This is a genomic window from Novosphingobium sp. UBA6272 (assembly GCF_002440635.1).
GTDB lineage: Bacteria > Pseudomonadota > Alphaproteobacteria > Sphingomonadales > Sphingomonadaceae > Novosphingobium.
This window is the reverse complement of sequence record NZ_DJUW01000035.1, coordinates 1-15,285: the sequence shown is the minus strand read 5'-3', so window position 1 is coordinate 15,285 and position 15,285 is coordinate 1. Positions and strand designations below refer to the sequence as shown.

Sequence of the window (15,285 nt, the reverse complement as noted above, 5' to 3'; positions counted from 1 at the left end):
GGGGGTATGACAGCTGGCACATTTCCCGGCCAATGAACGATGGGCAGTGGAGAGAGGGCCCGGAGCAACAAATCGCTCCATGATCCCTGCTTCGGATGGTATATCCGTACGCAACGCGACCGGCAGGCCCAGGAGGAGCGTCGCAGCGGCGATCATGAAGAGAACGTAGAGGAATCGCGCAAGGGTCATAGCCAGCGCAATCCGAAATAAATGGCGGCACCGATGTGGACTGCCAGCACTCCGTAGATGACGCAGCCGAGCACAATGTGGAACCATCTCCACATCCTGAACAGCGCATCGGTCGCGGTTTCCGCCCGCACGGCGAACTCGGTGTCCGCCATTGCCGCAGCGAGTGATTGCTCGTCGCTGGCGGCGGCTTCTGCGGGTGGCTCTCCGGAAACGAACAAGAACCTTAGCCAGTTGCGCAACGGAGGCGCTTCGGCCTCTGCCGGGGATGAGGCGTCCAGACCCAGGAAGGCGGCCTGAAGGGAAGCAAGTTCGGACTTCCGTCCGCGCAGTGCCTTTGCCAGCTGACCGAGAAGATAGCGGCCAATGTAGCCGCTCAACACGGTCAGCAGGAGTGAGCCGGTCAGGACGAGCCCCGCAGGACTCTCCAGGGTATGCGCCGCATGTATGAGACCGAGGATCGATGCCAGTACGCCCGCGTATATGTGGACTGCGAGAAGTGTCGGCTTGCTGACAAGGTGCGTACTGGCATTGGCGGCCCATTTGAGGTGCTTGACCAACACATAGGGCAAAGTCAGTATCATCAACACGGCGGCCACGATGCCGGTGATCCCGCCAGCCAGGCTACCCGGAAATCGAGGAGAGACGTGGATCAGATATCCAAGGGGGAAAAGAAGAATGAACGCGACCATGAGGCCGACCAGGATGTCGCCACGCTCGCGCATCAGGCTTCTACCACCAGCGGCTGGCCTGTGCTCTTGGCCTGACAGGCCAGAACATAGCCTTTCTGCTTGTCCTCCGGAGCGAGACCGGTCTCAACGTCCATCGTGACCTCTCCGGAGAGCAGCTTCGTGACACACACGCCACATGCGCCAACCCTGCACGCATAGGGTATTTCCACACCGGCTTGTTCTGCAGCTTCCAATAAGGTCTCATCCGCTGGCAGTGCCGCCGATACCCCGGAAATCGAGAAGGTCACCGTGGTCTGAGCCACTTTCGACTTCGATCCAGCGCGCTTCGCGGCGGCATCCGCAGGCGCTTCCTTGATTTCGAGCTGCGCTGCATCGGCAGGCAGGGAGGCTGGCCCGAATGCCTCGGTATGCAACTGCGCCTCGGGCACACCAAGCTCGGCCAGCTGCGCGCGCATAGCGGCCATCATGCCGGGCGGACCGCAAAGGTGGACCCGGCGCTTGGCGATGTCCGGAACGGCGGAGCCCAGCAATTCCTTCGTGATTGGCCCTTCTGGTCCGAGCCAGACGGTGCCGGCAGACCGCTGCATCGCGGCCATGATGTGAAGATTGCTGTAACGCCGTTCGAGCCGCTCCAGCTCGTCACGAAAGACAAATTCCTCGGTTGATCGAGCGCCGTAAAGGAAGAAGATCTGCCCCGGCCAAGCGATGTCAGTCAAATAGCGCAGCACCGACATCATCGGGGTGATGCCTACTCCCCCAGCGATCAGGACAATGCTTTCAGCGTCGGTGCCCGTGAAGGTAAACTCGCCGAAGGGACCCGCCACCTTGAGCAGATCGCCAACCGTAAGTTGATCGTGGAGGTATTTGGAAACGGCGCCTTGCTCTTCGCGTTTGACTGTCAGTTCGACATAGGCCCGTTGCGTCGGCGACGAGGCGATCGTGTAAGATCTTCGCGCCGTCTTTCCGGATTCCGGCGTCACCTCGACTTGCAAGAACTGACCGGGCAGAAAGTCGAACGGCAGTCGATCCGTCCCGGGGTCAGCCAACCGGAAAGTCTGGACCGTCGGAGTCTCGCGGACGATCTGGACGACCTTGAGTTGGCCAGACCATCGCTTCGAAGGCCGCCGGGAGGCCGCAGGCACTGCTACAGTTTTTAACCCAGGCTCCAGCGCTGGTGAGGCTGACGACGCGGCTGGTTGCTCAAGCGCCTTGGGAAGGGCGGATCCAGCAGTGTCCACACTAGGTCTGCTTGGGATTTTCGTCGTTCCGACAAGCGTCCTGACGCGGCGAAACCGGAGCATTTGGAGCACCATCAGGCTGGCGCTGACCAAAGCAAGGACCAGCATGAGCAAAAGGTGCGAAGGCGATACGCCGAACAATTGCCGGCCGGCGTCGTGTGTCGGTGTCGCAATCCCCAGCTCTTCGCGAAACCAGGCCTGAGCCGCGACCGGTGCCTGGCCCTCGTCCTGAAGCGCTGCCTGCGCAGCCGCGCCGCCTTTCAGAAGATCAAGGCCTTCCCGCAATTGTCTTGCGGCATCGAGCCGCGCCTGCGGCGTCGGCGCATGCATAGCCGCAGCGTTTCCGGCATCGATAAGCGCCAGACCGTCGGCGATGCGCTCGTTTGCCTTTCGATCAAGCGCCTGCTTCTCCTCGTTGGAAAGCGATGGAAAATCAAGTAATTGCGTAAAAAACGGACCACGGCGGTTCTTCTCACCGTGTTCACTCTCGCCGCCCATCATACTTTGCATCATGGATGACATATCGGCGCTGGCGGCTGGCTGGGGAGCCGCCAGCACGCCAGCGGTGGCAGCAGGCGGAGGCACTGCCGCCGACTCGGCACCGGCTGGATGATGCGCGCTATGCTCGTCGGCTTGCTGCGCGTGTACCGGCATTGCCAGCACACACGCAGTGAGCAGGGCTACAGAACATCGACTATCCCACCGGGGCATGTTAGAACCTCGGCGGCCACTCACATGTCTGGCATCCCGCCGGCCGGCATCGAACTATTGGCGCCGGTCGGCTGGGGACTTGGGGCCGGGGAAGCGGGATGGTTCATTCCAGGGCCCTTCCGCATGTTGTCGTGATCCATTCTCTGACGCTGATCGTCCTCCATCCGGTTGTGCATTTCCTCGGCGGCGCCTGATGCGCTCGCTGCCGCGGCTGGATTATCGGATGCAGATGCAGCAGCGCTTGCCGAATTGCTCGGAGTCGCTGCCGGAGTGGTTTCCTTGTTGTCGCATGCTGACAACGCGAGAATGCCGACGATTGCCAGACTGGTGCTCGTCAACGACAGCGCCTTGCGATTTTGGTAGTTCATTGGTCGATCCTTTCTTGCTCGTTGGTTTTGACAAAATTTGACGCAGGGTAACTAAACGGCACGCTCTCCAAAGTTTTCGTCGCGAAGACAGGTCCACAGGGGCAGAGGACTTGATGCCGCTGGCTTTTTGGACAAGTTGGCCAAGACACGTTCGACCTGAAGAAGGCGATCGATATTGCTCTTGGCAGTATCGAGCTTCGATCTGACGATACCAAGAAGCGCAATTAGTCGTGTTGGTTTCAGATTCGACGCCTCGATCAACTCGCGGGTTTGCTCGAGGCTGAAACCCAATTCCTGCACTGAGCGAATGAATTGAAGGCGTTCGAGTGTGTCGATCCCATAGATCCGGTAGCCGGCTGCATTGCGTGCCGCTGCCTGCAGCAGGCCGAGGCGTTCGTAATAGCGGATTGTGTCCCGACCGACGCCCGCTGCGGCTGCAAGTTCTCCGATCTTGAAGTTCGCCATGGCACCCTTTCCCAATCAACTGGTGGAACATTGCAACTTCTGCGGATGCGGCTCCCGTCTCGAACTGATCTTCATCTGCAAAGTCTTCCTGAGCGACGTGTCCGATGGCCAATGGCCAATCGAGTCGGCCACTCCAAACGGAGTGGCCGACAGCGATCATGTCAGGCATCGAGCGACGTACTGCCGGCCATCAGTGGTTGCGCTGCAGTTCAACGATATCGTTCCGCGCCGGCCTGCCTTTGGTAACCGTCACGTGCGCAAAATGGTCGTCGAAGACATGGTCGATGCGAACCTCGCCGACCTCCTGGCGATGGAAATCCGGACCCGCGCTCTTGCGAGGGCCGGGATGACGCACGATCCGGTAAACTTTGAGCGTCTGCCCGACTTCGGCGCCGTCGGCCTTGCCGATGCAGACAACGGTGCCGGTGGAATCGACCTTGACGATGTTTCCGCGCATGAACCAGGTGTGACCGACTCCCTGCGACAGGACCGGCGTTGCACCAAGCATCGAAATACCGACAATTGCGGCCATCAGGGACTTCTTGAGCATGCTTGACTCCTTCGCGACATTTTAGAGACCGTCCCCAGGCCTCAAGGGGAAGAAGCATTCTTCGAACCTTGGAGTAAGGACCCGGGGCATTGCTCTAAATACGTAATGGTCACATTAGCGACTTGAGTTCTATGCTGGCGGCGAGATCACCCCAGCTCCCCAACCGTGGAGCGGTGCATTCCCAACCCAGCTCGCGGGAGATTCTCGCGACCAGACTTGTCGAGGCAGTGGCTTCGCCATGGGTCACAAACGTCATGCGTGGCGCGTGCTTCATCCCTGAAAGCCAGCGCATGATCTCGTTGCAATCGGCGTGTGCCGACAGCATCGAGAGATTGATCACCTCGGCCAGCACCGGAACCACTTCCCCGTAGATTTTGATCGATGTGGCACCAGCGACGAGCGCGGCACCCCGGGTGCCTGCTGCCTGGAAACCGGCAAACAGCACCAGGTTCCTGGCGTCCGGGGCGAATTGCCTGAGGTGATGGAGCACCCGCCCACCGGTCGCCATGCCGCTTGCCGAAATGATGATCTTTGGATTTGCGTCAGCGGTAAGTGCTTTGGATTCCTCGGCATCGCGAACATAGTGAGCAACCGCGCAGGCTGCCTTGCATTGCTCATGAGACAATCGATGGTCCCTTGAGTTCGCGCACATGATCTCGCTGGCATCGATCGCCATCGGACTGTCAAGATAGACGGGCACGCCCTGCAGACGACCGGCCTTCTTGAGAAGGGAGAGGTGATAAAGCAACGATTGCGCCCGGCCGACTGCGAAGGCCGGAATCACAACCGTTCCCCCGCGCGCTACACAACGCTCGATACTTTCTCCCAAAGCCTGCTCGGGGGGGCGCGCATCGTGCTCGCGATTGCCATAGGTGGACTCGACGATCAGGTAGTCCGCTTCAGTTGGGGGAGAAGGGTCCAACATGACCGCATCGCCGTAACGACCCAAGTCGCCCGAGAAGAGGATCTTGGTGCCCTTCCAGTCGATCTCGATCGCTGCCGCGCCGAGGATATGACCAACGCGGTGGAAGCGTGCAGATATGCCCGGCGCGACCTCCACCGACTCGTCGAAATCGACACCCTCGAAGCGCTCCAACGCAATCAGGGCATCATTCTGCGTATACAATGGCAATGCGGGTTGATGCCGAGAGTACCCCCGCCGGTTGGCAAACTGGGCGTCCTTCTCCTGCAAGTGGCCGCTGTCGGGTAGCAGCAGCTCGCAGAGCTCGGCTGTGGCTCGCGTGGCAATGACCCGACCATTCCATCCGCTTCGCACCAGGCGCGGAATGGCTCCGGAGTGATCAAGATGCGCGTGCGTGAGCAGGATGGTCTCGACGCCATTCAGCTCCGCTGGCGGCGGTGCCCAATTGAGATTTCTGAGCTCGCGCCCACCCTGGAACAGTCCGCAGTCAACCAGGATCCGGGTGGAATCATCTTCAAGGAGGTAACGGGATCCAGTCACCGTACCGCTGGCACCAAGAAAACCGATCGCGAGACCCTGGCCAGCTGGACGAGGCTCCACCTCAAGCCGTGCCTGCGGCTCTGTGGCTGGCAGAGAACGTGCGCGGGTTTTGTCCCTCGAATGTCGCCGCTTGTGCCCATGCATGGACATCGCCTCCCGCTCTTGTGGATTCCTGCATCCACTTGGCCGGCGTTGCCGAACGAAGACCATACGTAATGGTCGCAGCAACAAATCACCCAACGATCGGTCGGGATGTGAACTTTACATATGGCGCAGCACCGCGCGGCCCCGCAGTTAGATCAACTCTGCGGACTGCGTGGAGATCCAGACTGCGTCTTGCTGGTTCGCGCCAAAGCCGATTGGGACAGCGAGGGGAACTTACACCATGCAAATCGGAATTGTCGGACTGGGCCGCATGGGCGGCAACATCGCGCTCAGGCTTATGGCCGGAGGGCATGTCTGCGTGGCTTTTGACCACGACCCGCTTCAGGCAAGCAAACTCGCCGCAGCCGGCGTTGCAACTGCGCAGGACCTGCCTGGACTTGTTGCCGCGCTAGCGCGACCGCGTGCCGTCTGGGTGATGCTGCCCGCTGGCGATGCAACAGAGACGGCGATCCATTCCTTGTCGCTGCTTCTGAGCCCGGGCGACATCATCATTGATGGTGGCAACACCTTCTGGGAAGATGACGTCCGCCGGGCTGCACAACTGGCGGAACGCAAGATCGCCTATGTCGATGCAGGAACAAGCGGCGGGATCTGGGGCCTTGAGCGAGGCTACTCGCTTATGATCGGGGGATCGCCGGAGACTGTGGCCTATCTCGATCCGTTGTTCAAATCGCTGGCACCCGGGGTCGATTCCGCCTCCAGAACACTGGCGCGTCAAGCTGGCGACCAGCGACCCGAGCAGGGTTACGTTCACGCCGGACCGCATGGCGCAGGGCACTTCGTCAAGATGGTGCACAACGCCATCGAGTACGGGATGATGCAGGCATTTGCCGAAGGCTTTGATATCCTGAGAAATGCTTCTGGTCTGACAGATCGAGGTGGCGATCAGTTCCAACTCAACCTGGCGGATATTGCGGAAACCTGGCGGCGGGGCAGCGTTGTGTCCTCATGGCTGCTCGATCTGATTGCAGATGCCTTGGCAAAGGATGGTTCGTTGCAGCACCTCGAAGGTCAGGTAGACGATTCCGGTGAAGGACGCTGGGCGGTGTCGGCTGCCATCAAACAGGGTGTCCCGGCCAATGTCTTGGCAGCTGCATTGAATGCGCGTTTCAGGTCCCGCCACGAGCACACGTTCGGGGACAAGCTTTTGTCGGCAATGCGCGAAGAATTCGGAGGGCATCGAGAAGCGATCCCGGCATCTTCGTTAGGTGCTGACCGCCTAGGTGTCGCCCAAACAGGAGCGCACCGATGACGGCCGATGACGAGCCTTATTGCAGCGCCTTGGCCCCGCATCCGTGCGAGCATTGCTTCCCGAATTCGCGGGCGGCGGATTTGCCCTCCTACAGGTTGGCGGCGCTGGATCAGGATTTCATCCTCGGGGATTCGATGCGCGGTGTGCGCTTCCTGCTCGAGTACGAAAAAGTCGAGGAAGCCCTGCGCAATTGGGGCGTCATGTCGACCATTGTGGTCTTTGGCAGTGCGCGTGTTCGGGCCGGACAAACGGGACGGGGCGGCTTCTGGTATGATGAGGCACGCAAGTTCGGCAGATTGGCATCCGAACAAGGTGGCGCTCTTTCAAGCAACGGTGGCGAACGGGTGAACGTCATTGCTACCGGAGGAGGCCCAGGGATCATGGAAGCAGCCAATCGCGGCGCTCACGATGTCTGTGCGCCGACGATCGGGTTCAACATTACGCTCCCGCGCGAGCAGGTGCCCAACCCGTACACAACCCCTGAGCTGACATTCCGGTTTCACTACTTTGCAATTCGCAAGATGCACCTTGCGATGCGAGCCAGCGCCCTGGTCGTATTTCCGGGCGGCTTCGGGACCATGGACGAGATGTTCGAGATCCTGACGCTTCGGCAAACCGGGAAAGCGCCAAAGGTGCCCATTGTGCTGTTCGACCGGACCTACTGGCAAAAGGCGATCAACCTCGATGTCTTTTGCGAGACCGGCATGATCGACAGCGCTGATCGCGACTTGTTCTCGTATGCCGATACTTCGGACGATCTTTGGCAGTATCTCCTTGCCCAAGGCCTCGTTCCGGTCGCCTCCGACTGAGTTTGGCCTCGCTCGATCGTATTGCGGACTTGCGACCATTCTGACTGCCGATTGCCGCTGAACCCTGTAGCGGCTGAAGGCTGATCGTGACTGCAGAAGCACACAAGACGAGGCGCCATTTCGCAATCTACGTATTCCGTCGGCCGATTGCCGTCGTCATCAGGAAGGCGAGATTGGCCGAGCAGCGGCAGTCAGAAAAAGGAAAGACCGAATGCGCAAGACATCAATAATCATTGCAGCGATTGGGCTCCTGGCAACGGGCATCAGCCCAGCTATGGCAGATGAGATGCCACCCGGCATGAAAGATATGCCCGCTCCAAAACAGAAGGTGAAACCTAAGCCGAAGCCAAAGCACCCGGCTCCTCATCGGCAACGCTCCACGCACAAACCGGCTGCGCACAAGATGCCCCCCCCGCCTGCATCAACGCCGTCACCGTCGCCATCGCCGACCGCGATGCCGATGAAATCCGGCGGCTGCTGCTGAAGCCCCAGGAGGCGTGCAGCTGCAATTCGTTGCTCCGGCAAGTGTGGCGTTTACGGATGGTGCCTCAAACCCTCTCGCGCCAGCCTGTTTGCTGCGATGAGTTAGGAAGTCGCCATGGAGTGCTGCAAGATTGAAAAGGGCAACGGCCGGGCTCTGCCCGGTTCCAGGCAACCCGATCCATGGCGACAGCGGGCATACCGGCACAGAAAAGCTGTCAGTGTCGATGTTAACGCCGACCCTATGGCGCTGTTCGAACACCTCGACGATCACGAACGACTGGCGTCGCACATGATGCAGTCCTCGGCGGTGATGGCTGGCAGTTCGATGAGCTTTAGGTTCGATAATGGCCGAGGACGGATGCTTGGCTCAAGGATCGGGATGAGTGGCAAAGTACTCGGCCTAGCGTTAGAGATGAGCGAGACCATCATCGAGCGGGATCCTCCTCGCCGCAAGGTCTGGCAAACCGAGGGAACCCCGCGGTTGCTGGTGATCGGCGCCTATCGAATGGGGTTCGACATAGCCCCTGAGGGCATTGGCTCGCGACTCAGGGTCTTCATCGAATACGATCTGCCGGCTTGGCCCTGGCGCTTGGTGGGTCTGATTGCGGCGCGCTTCTATGCGCGCTGGTGCGTCAAAAGGATGGCGAACGACGCGGCACTCGGGTTTGCCGATTGACTGGTCACTGCGGCAGGGTTCCTCATCGAATACCAAGTGCTCCCGCGCCGCCCCTGTTGTTTTCAACGCGCCCAATTCAGGATTTCCATGCAGCCCCGGTGCGATGAGTTGACGGGATTCACGCCGCAGCCCTTCATCTCATCCTGGTCGCGACGAGTGCTCAAGCCCATCTTGCGCTCCATTTGCCCGCAGTTCATCGAAAGCGGCGATATTTGGCGCAGACACTATCCAACCGGGCGCTCCAAGCAGGGGCCGCATAGAAAATCCGCACGGCAAATCGGTTCACCGTTCAGGGTGCTCCTTTTGCGGATATGCCTTTTGGGGACCAATGGACGAGCAAGAGAGTTCATTGTCAACTGGCTCGGCCTCCTGCCTCATATCGCGGCACGCTTATGCCATTACTGCAAGCAGCCGATCCACCGACATGGTGGCAAAACGAGTGTAACTGTCGGCAACAGCATAAGGCATCACCAAGGTTCTCCCGTGAACCATCGCACCACAGCTGTACATCACATTGGGAACGTACCCGTCCCGTTCGTCTGCGTCTGGCCGCAACAAGGGCTGCGTGACGCGGCCGAGCAATTTGGAAGGATCGTTTCGGTCGAGGAGGCAGGCGCCAATACAGTAATTGCGCGCCGATCCGACACCGTGGGTAATGAGCAGCCAGCCCTCGTCGATTTCGATCGGCGAGCCGCAATTGCCGATCTGGACGAATTCCCAGGGCCAGCGCGGCCGCACGATTTTGACTCCACCGTTCCATTCATAAACGTCGTCCGAGACCAGGAGCCAGATATTCTCGTTGTCCTGCCGGCCGATCATGGCGAATTTCCCGTCGATGCGCCGCGGAAAAAGGGCCATGCCTTTGCTATCGGTCGCGTCGCCACGAAGCGGCAGCAGATCGAAGGTTCGGAAATCCGGTGTCCGGAAGAGCTCCTGGCGAATGGCTTGACCACTGAAGGCGGTATAGGTTCCGAAGTAGGTGACCGTCCCGTTCTCCTCCTGAAAACGAACGAGCCGCACATCCTCTATTCCATTGCGCTGGCTGGGCGTCGTTGGGAAGATGACTATCTCCGATAGATCATGGCTCCCGTCGCAGAACATCCGGACGCCTGCTTCTGACGTGCCGTCGCAATCGATGATCTCGGTCTGCAGCACAATTGGTCTCGGACTTGGCGGGTCGATCGAGACCGCTCCGGCGGAATTGCACACGCCTGTGCGAAATGTCACCGAGGAAATGTGCCCCTCACCAACTCCCCGCAATGAGAGAACGAAGCGAGTGGAGTCCGCCGGTACACCCGATTGGTTCGGGTGGGGTACAATGCTCGGGTTGAACAATGCCGCCGCCTCATAGGTGTATTCGTTGCAGAAATAGGAGCCGATCAGAAGCGCGCGGTCACGGCTTACCTTGCACGGACAGATCATCAGCCCGTTGACCTCTTCGAACCTGCGTAGAAAGACCATTTCTACGTCGCGATGGCGACTTGAAAAGGCGAGCAGGAGTCGTTGCAGCTCGTCCTGGAGCGATAATTCGTCGAGTGCGAGTACGCGGTCGGCGATGCGCTGCGCGCGCGAATGGTCGGCGACTTCAAATCTCTGCGGATCCGAAGGGGTGTAAGGCCGGATCACCATTCGAGCGGGATCGGGCCGAAGGATGACAGGCAAGCGGGTTACAAATTCGGCCTTTGACACTTTGCCCTCCTGACGAAAAAAGCCAAATCAATATCGCGACACATGGCGCACTTGGTCCCAGGCCTCAAAGGTCGGCGTTGCCTCGCCAATCATGCAGACCTTGCACCAAGCCTTGGCGAACTCGTGCATTGCGAGACATCTGCGCTCTGCAGCGAAAGGCTTTGCTGTTCCTCGACGAGCAGCATGGCCGTCAGCGCGGAGAGATAGGACAGGGTCGATTCAGCGCCCTGATTCGCATTGCGCCGGTCGGGGTGAAGGCCGTCAAAGCATGCGCCGGTGTCACTTTCCGCGACAGCGATGTGCAGATCGTTGTCTCCGGTAAACCAATCGAAAGCGCGCCGCGCTTCCTGCCGCCACGAAAGATCGGCGGTAATGCTGGCGGCGGCAAGGCATGCATTGACGGTCGCGGAAGCCTCCAACGGCTGCTGGTCAAACGGTTGTGGATAGAGGCGGTCGACTCCGAAAGTGTCGGTCCCGACCGGCCGGAAATGTCCGGCATCGGCAGTCTGGTGCTTCGACAGCCATCGAAGCGTTTCCAACCCTGCTCTTACCTGTTCGGAATTGGACTGTGCATGGCCACTCACCAGCAGGGCTTCACAAAGCCTTGCGTTGTCGTAGCCGAGCCGATCCTCGAACCAGTTCCAGCCCGGTGCTGCCGTATCGAGCCAGCGTCGGTGGAGCCGATCACAAAGCTCGCTTCTCAAACGTTCGAAGCCGAGGTGGCCGGGGAACCGGGCTAGGAATCTATCGATCCCCAGAAGACCATAGGCCCAGGCGCGCGGTGAGATGAGTTCGGTCAAGGGCGGCGCGAACTCCAGCAACCGCGCAGCCGCCCAGTCAGCGAGATGACCCAACTCCTTGCAGTGGGCAAGCGTGCCGAGGGCCCATACCGCTCGGCCATGCGCATCATCGGCGCCAGGTGGATCGAGCCACTCGCGATTGAACCCCATGAAATTATGGACCCGTCCTTGGGCGGAGGACCAAGCGTGCTCGACAAACGCAGCGTATGCGAGCGTATGGCGCTTTTCCTCGGGCGAAAGCGGGCGAAGCCGCGCGATCTCGGTCATGAGCAGCAGCGCACGGGCATTGTCGTCAAGGCAATAGCCGTGTTTGCGATCGGGGACGGAGAATTGGGCATGCTGCATGACACCAACCGTGTCGGTCAGCTCTGCAATCCGCGCCATAGCCAGCGGAGGAAGCTCCCGGTCCTTCGATCCGAAGGGGACCAGCGGGACAATCTCAGCACTCGAACGTGGCCGTTCCAACCTCACTTCGGAGAAAACCCGAAGGTACTGGTGCGCCACGTTCGACCAGGTCATCCCCCGGCCTCGAGCATAGGCGTTCGTTCGAACCTCGCTGCGCAGAGGGTCATTGGTTATCAACTCGCTGACCGCCCCCGCCAACTTGTCCGGTGCGCCGAACGGCACAAGCAGTCCGCACTTATCGGCAAGAAGCTCCTGGGCATACCAGAAGGGCGTCGAGACAACTGCTTTGCCAAGGGAAACGGCGTAGGCGAGCGTTCCCGATGCGATCTGGGCCTCGTTTGGATATGGCGAGAGGTAGATGTCGCAAGCAGAAAGATATTGAAGCAGGTCCTCGAGCGCAAGAAACCGGTCGATGAAGCGAACATGTTCGGCGACGCCCAGTTCATGGGCAAGCGCGACGAGACCTTCACGGTAACGCTCGCCTTCGTGATGCCGGAGCGTTGGGTGCGTCGCGCCGACGACGAAATAGAGAATGTTGGGATGCTGCCGGACCAGATCGGGCATTGCCCTTATTGCCGACTCGATACCCTTGCCAGGCCCGAGCAGGCCGAATGTCATGAGCAAGGTTCGATCCGCAAGCCGGAGATCGTGCTTGGCCATCGCGGGATCGACGAAAGCCCGATCCGGTGCACCATGTGGCACCAGGGCAATGCGCTCAGGGGGGACATCATAGATGTCCTGCAGGATCTGCCGCCCCTTTTCAGCCATGACCACGAGGCGCGCCGAGCGCATGACGATCTCATCCATGACACGGCGTTGGGCATCGTCCGGCGTCGTCAGGACGGTATGAAGGGTTGTCACAACCGGCGCGCGGAGCCGTCGCAAGAGTTCGAGAATATGGCTTCCGGCTTCGCCGCCAAATATTCCGAATTCGTGCTGCAACGACACGACGTCGACATCTGAAACATTCAGGAAGTCGGCTGCAACTGCATATGAGGCGGGGCGGGCTGCGTCGATCTCCAACGGAACAAAATTGGGATAAGGATAGCTGCCGCTATCGGTGATCGCGACAGTGCTGCAGGAAATTCCGGTAGCCTCCCGGAGAAGGGCACTGCGCAAGTCGCTTGTGAACGTCGCAATGCCGCATTCCCTTGGAACGCACGTCCCAACGAGCGCGATTTGCGTCAATGCGGAAGGGGTCTTGGTGCTTTGCATGGCTACTTCAGGCTTTCTGCTCCGTCTTGGCGATCATGGATCGTGCTTGGGACAACGATTATCTGTGGAAGGCGAAAAGGCAGGTGCCGTGGTTCTCGACATCGCCTGGGTTGCGGCATCAGGACAGAGTGCCGAAATGACTGGCTCGTTCTGGAAAAGGGCCCGCCGCCGGGGGGCAAGGGCGGCGGGCCTGTGGCTCCAGATTTTTCCGTGAGCCTTGTTCCAGTGCTTACTGCTCTTGCCGCGATCTGACCGCGGACTTGATGCTTTGCGGACTCAGCAGCCTCGACCGGTTTGCATCGGCTTGCCGGCTTCAGGGGCCATCCCGGAATGCTGCATGGCGTGCATCCCCATCCGGTGTCCTTGCATCCGGCGATCGCGCGTTTCTCGAACGCCACCAGTCATGCCATGCAACCGGGCATGACTGCCTGGGTCGTGACCGGCGTTGGGCTGGGGCTTTGATGCAGCGACAGCCTTCATGTCCGGCGGCATTTCGTCGGCCAAGGCAAGCCCGGCCCCGGAAACGAGAACGCCGAAAAGTGCGAGATAGACAGCAGTTTTTGGCATCATCATAGGACTCCATTCCTCGATTCTCGACTGACCTTCGAAGCGTTGCCACTCGAGATGGCCTAGACTTGGAATGAAGTCTTTCGATCTAGACGGGTATACGTAATGTGCGAGGAAGCTTCATTGGTACCAGGCCCAAGTGGATTACCCGTTCCGGCGCAGATCGGGCATGTCCCAATTGCCTTAGCCAGCACAGTGCCGCCGGATCTGCGCTCAACATCCTTGGCCATCCACCCCGCAGGGACCCTCACGGGCGACTTTCCCAGGATGGATTGGGTCTCGTAGTCTTGTTTGATCGAGGATGAAGTTCAAACCGCCCTAGACTTACAATCATTATTCTGCGCTGAGGACCAAGATGACTTCGCCATTCCGTTTTCCGGTGGAAACGGCGCCGACTGGCCGCAATCGCTGCAACAAAACTGGTGGCGGAGCCGCCCAATCAGGACTGCCCCGCCATCTTATCAATCCTTGCGAAGCTCGACGATATCGTGCTTCTTGAGCTTGCCATCGGTCACCTGCGCACGCGCGAAGTGGTCGTCGATGACCTCGGTAATCGTGATCGATCCAACCTTGACGCGATTGTAACTCGGCAAGTTCGACTTGTGCTTGTGTCGGTACTCCACCCTGTACACATCGAGAACCTGTCCAGGCTGAGCGCCATCAGCCCTGCCGATGCAAACAACCGGGCCTGCCGATTCCATTGCGACAACATGACCGCGCATAAACCAAGTGTGATCGACACCTTGGGCAATGACCGGCGTTGCCGCAAGCAATGCGGCTCCGATGAGCAGGGGCGCAAAAAACTTCTTCATGGCAAATCTGTCCTTTTGACTGGAGCCGCTGGCTTATTGCCATGCAGCGAGTTGATCATTCCTCCTGCGAGTTCCCGGATAGGACCGAGCTTCTGCCAATCGGCCGAAATTACATTCCCAGAAGCAGCAAAATTGAGTGGCGTGAGCCAGCAAATGTCGCTTCTAGCCGCGCCCATTTGCTAGTGTTCGCGGAACCGTCACAATACGTAGAATGCACATGGTAGTGCGTGTTTGGTGACAAGATTTCTCCTACGTCGCCGACTACACGCAGAGGTTCGCGGGCCTGCTGGTGGTTTGGTTGGCGCCGAGATCAACTGGTCGGCGGTCTCATTTTTGCTTGCCCAACCAGGCCACCAAGTCGTCAAGCTTCCTGGGATCACGAAGGCCGGCATAGGGCATTCTGTTTCCCCTCATGCTTTGGGCAGGGTTGGCGAGAAAGCGTTTGAGCTGTTCTGGCGTCCATGTGACCCCTGAATTTTTCATGGCTGGCGAATAGGCAAAGCCTGGCAAAGTGCCAGCGCGGCGCCCGACAACTCCCGACAGTCGAGGACCTGTTATGGGGCCTCCTCTGGCCGCCACGCTGTGGCAACTTGCGCATTGGGTCTTGAATACCGCCTCACCCGCGTCTGGCGCAGCGGCTGGAGCAGGGGCCGTGAAAATCATGCTGGCGCCGACCGACGAGACTGCGGCCGTCGCGAGCAAATTCAAAAAGCGAGCCATGTGGCCTGCTGCCGGTTTGG

The 15,285-nt window shown here is 59.6% G+C and carries 13 protein-coding genes; 4 read left to right on the top strand and 9 right to left on the bottom strand.

The window, feature by feature from the left end; genetic code table 11:
- Positions 1–185: 185 nt before the first annotated feature.
- From B2V17_RS16100 to B2V17_RS16080, 5 genes are all read right to left on the bottom strand, one after another.
- Positions 186–911: a hypothetical protein gene (locus B2V17_RS16100; protein WP_292999484.1), complete on the bottom strand. Its 726-nt coding sequence runs from the start codon at positions 909–911 to the stop codon at positions 186–188.
- A complete protein-coding gene (locus B2V17_RS16095) occupies positions 911–2,770 on the bottom strand; it encodes a 2Fe-2S iron-sulfur cluster-binding protein (protein ID WP_292999482.1) in 1,860 nt (619 codons plus the stop codon). The genes B2V17_RS16100 and B2V17_RS16095 overlap by 1 nt, the downstream gene beginning before the upstream one ends.
- 476 nt (positions 2,771–3,246) lie before the next feature.
- Positions 3,247–3,660, bottom strand: coding sequence for a MerR family transcriptional regulator (locus B2V17_RS16090; protein ID WP_292999480.1), 414 nt, complete (start codon positions 3,658–3,660; stop codon positions 3,247–3,249).
- Positions 3,661–3,850: 190 nt separating this feature from the next.
- Positions 3,851–4,210 carry a hypothetical protein gene (locus B2V17_RS16085; protein WP_324475748.1) on the bottom strand — a complete coding sequence of 120 codons (360 nt, stop codon included), beginning with the start codon at positions 4,208–4,210 and terminating at the stop codon, positions 3,851–3,853.
- A gap of 109 nt (positions 4,211–4,319) precedes the next feature.
- The gene (locus tag B2V17_RS16080; protein ID WP_292999640.1) at positions 4,320–5,765 is read right to left on the bottom strand and encodes an MBL fold metallo-hydrolase RNA specificity domain-containing protein; all 1,446 of its coding nucleotides are present in this window, start codon (positions 5,763–5,765) and stop codon (positions 4,320–4,322) included.
- Between the two features lie 292 nt (positions 5,766–6,057).
- Here B2V17_RS16080 and gnd point away from each other — a divergent pair, with 292 nt between their 5' ends.
- The 3 genes from gnd (at position 6,058) to B2V17_RS16065 (ending at position 9,057) form a co-directional block, all read left to right on the top strand.
- The gene (gene gnd / locus B2V17_RS16075) at positions 6,058–7,089 is read left to right on the top strand and encodes a phosphogluconate dehydrogenase (NAD(+)-dependent, decarboxylating) (protein ID WP_292999476.1); all 1,032 of its coding nucleotides are present in this window, start codon (positions 6,058–6,060) and stop codon (positions 7,087–7,089) included.
- Positions 7,086–7,898: an LOG family protein gene (locus B2V17_RS16070; protein WP_292999474.1), complete on the top strand. Its 813-nt coding sequence runs from the start codon at positions 7,086–7,088 to the stop codon at positions 7,896–7,898. The genes gnd and B2V17_RS16070 overlap by 4 nt, the downstream gene beginning before the upstream one ends.
- 598 nt (positions 7,899–8,496) lie before the next feature.
- On the top strand, positions 8,497–9,057 hold the full coding sequence (locus B2V17_RS16065; protein ID WP_324475744.1) for an SRPBCC family protein: 561 nt from the start codon (positions 8,497–8,499) through the stop codon (positions 9,055–9,057).
- Between the two features lie 390 nt (positions 9,058–9,447).
- Here B2V17_RS16065 and B2V17_RS16060 read toward each other — a convergent pair whose 3' ends face one another.
- Positions 9,448–10,686, bottom strand: a complete 1,239-nt coding sequence (locus B2V17_RS16060) for a glycoside hydrolase family 130 protein (protein WP_292999638.1) — start codon at positions 10,684–10,686, stop codon at positions 9,448–9,450.
- Positions 10,687–10,835: 149 nt separating this feature from the next.
- Positions 10,836–13,166, bottom strand: a complete 2,331-nt coding sequence (locus B2V17_RS16055; RefSeq protein ID WP_292999470.1) for a glycosyltransferase family 4 protein — start codon at positions 13,164–13,166, stop codon at positions 10,836–10,838.
- A 330-nt stretch (positions 13,167–13,496) separates the two neighbouring features.
- On the opposite strand from B2V17_RS16055, the gene B2V17_RS16050 reads away from it, so the two are divergent.
- Positions 13,497–13,628, top strand: a complete 132-nt coding sequence (locus tag B2V17_RS16050) for a hypothetical protein (RefSeq protein ID WP_292999468.1) — start codon at positions 13,497–13,499, stop codon at positions 13,626–13,628.
- A 566-nt stretch (positions 13,629–14,194) separates the two neighbouring features.
- Here B2V17_RS16050 and B2V17_RS16045 read toward each other — a convergent pair.
- The gene (locus tag B2V17_RS16045) at positions 14,195–14,545 is read right to left on the bottom strand and encodes a hypothetical protein (RefSeq protein WP_292999466.1); all 351 of its coding nucleotides are present in this window, start codon (positions 14,543–14,545) and stop codon (positions 14,195–14,197) included.
- 327 nt (positions 14,546–14,872) lie between these two features.
- A partial coding sequence (locus B2V17_RS16040) for a c-type cytochrome (RefSeq protein ID WP_292999464.1) occupies positions 14,873–15,285 on the bottom strand: 413 nt, incomplete at its 5' end.

Bases quoted from the DNA above. Each gene is read 5' to 3' on its own strand.
- B2V17_RS16100 (WP_292999484.1), bottom strand. From the start codon at position 911: ATGCGCGAGCGTGGCGACATCCTGGTCGGCCTCATGGTCGCGTTCATT.
- B2V17_RS16095 (WP_292999482.1), bottom strand. From the start codon at position 2,770: ATGCCGGTACACGCGCAGCAAGCCGACGAGCATAGCGCGCATCATCCA.
- B2V17_RS16090 (WP_292999480.1), bottom strand. From the start codon at position 3,660: ATGGCGAACTTCAAGATCGGAGAACTTGCAGCCGCAGCGGGCGTCGGT.
- B2V17_RS16085 (WP_324475748.1), bottom strand. From the start codon at position 4,210: ATGCTCAAGAAGTCCCTGATGGCCGCAATTGTCGGTATTTCGATGCTT.
- gnd (WP_292999476.1), top strand. From the start codon at position 6,058: ATGCAAATCGGAATTGTCGGACTGGGCCGCATGGGCGGCAACATCGCG.
- B2V17_RS16070 (WP_292999474.1), top strand. From the start codon at position 7,086: ATGACGGCCGATGACGAGCCTTATTGCAGCGCCTTGGCCCCGCATCCG.
- B2V17_RS16065 (WP_324475744.1), top strand. From the start codon at position 8,497: ATGGAGTGCTGCAAGATTGAAAAGGGCAACGGCCGGGCTCTGCCCGGT.
- B2V17_RS16060 (WP_292999638.1), bottom strand. From the start codon at position 10,686: ATGGTGATCCGGCCTTACACCCCTTCGGATCCGCAGAGATTTGAAGTC.
- B2V17_RS16055 (WP_292999470.1), bottom strand. From the start codon at position 13,166: ATGCAAAGCACCAAGACCCCTTCCGCATTGACGCAAATCGCGCTCGTT.
- B2V17_RS16050 (WP_292999468.1), top strand. From the start codon at position 13,497: ATGCTGCATGGCGTGCATCCCCATCCGGTGTCCTTGCATCCGGCGATC.
- B2V17_RS16045 (WP_292999466.1), bottom strand. From the start codon at position 14,545: ATGAAGAAGTTTTTTGCGCCCCTGCTCATCGGAGCCGCATTGCTTGCG.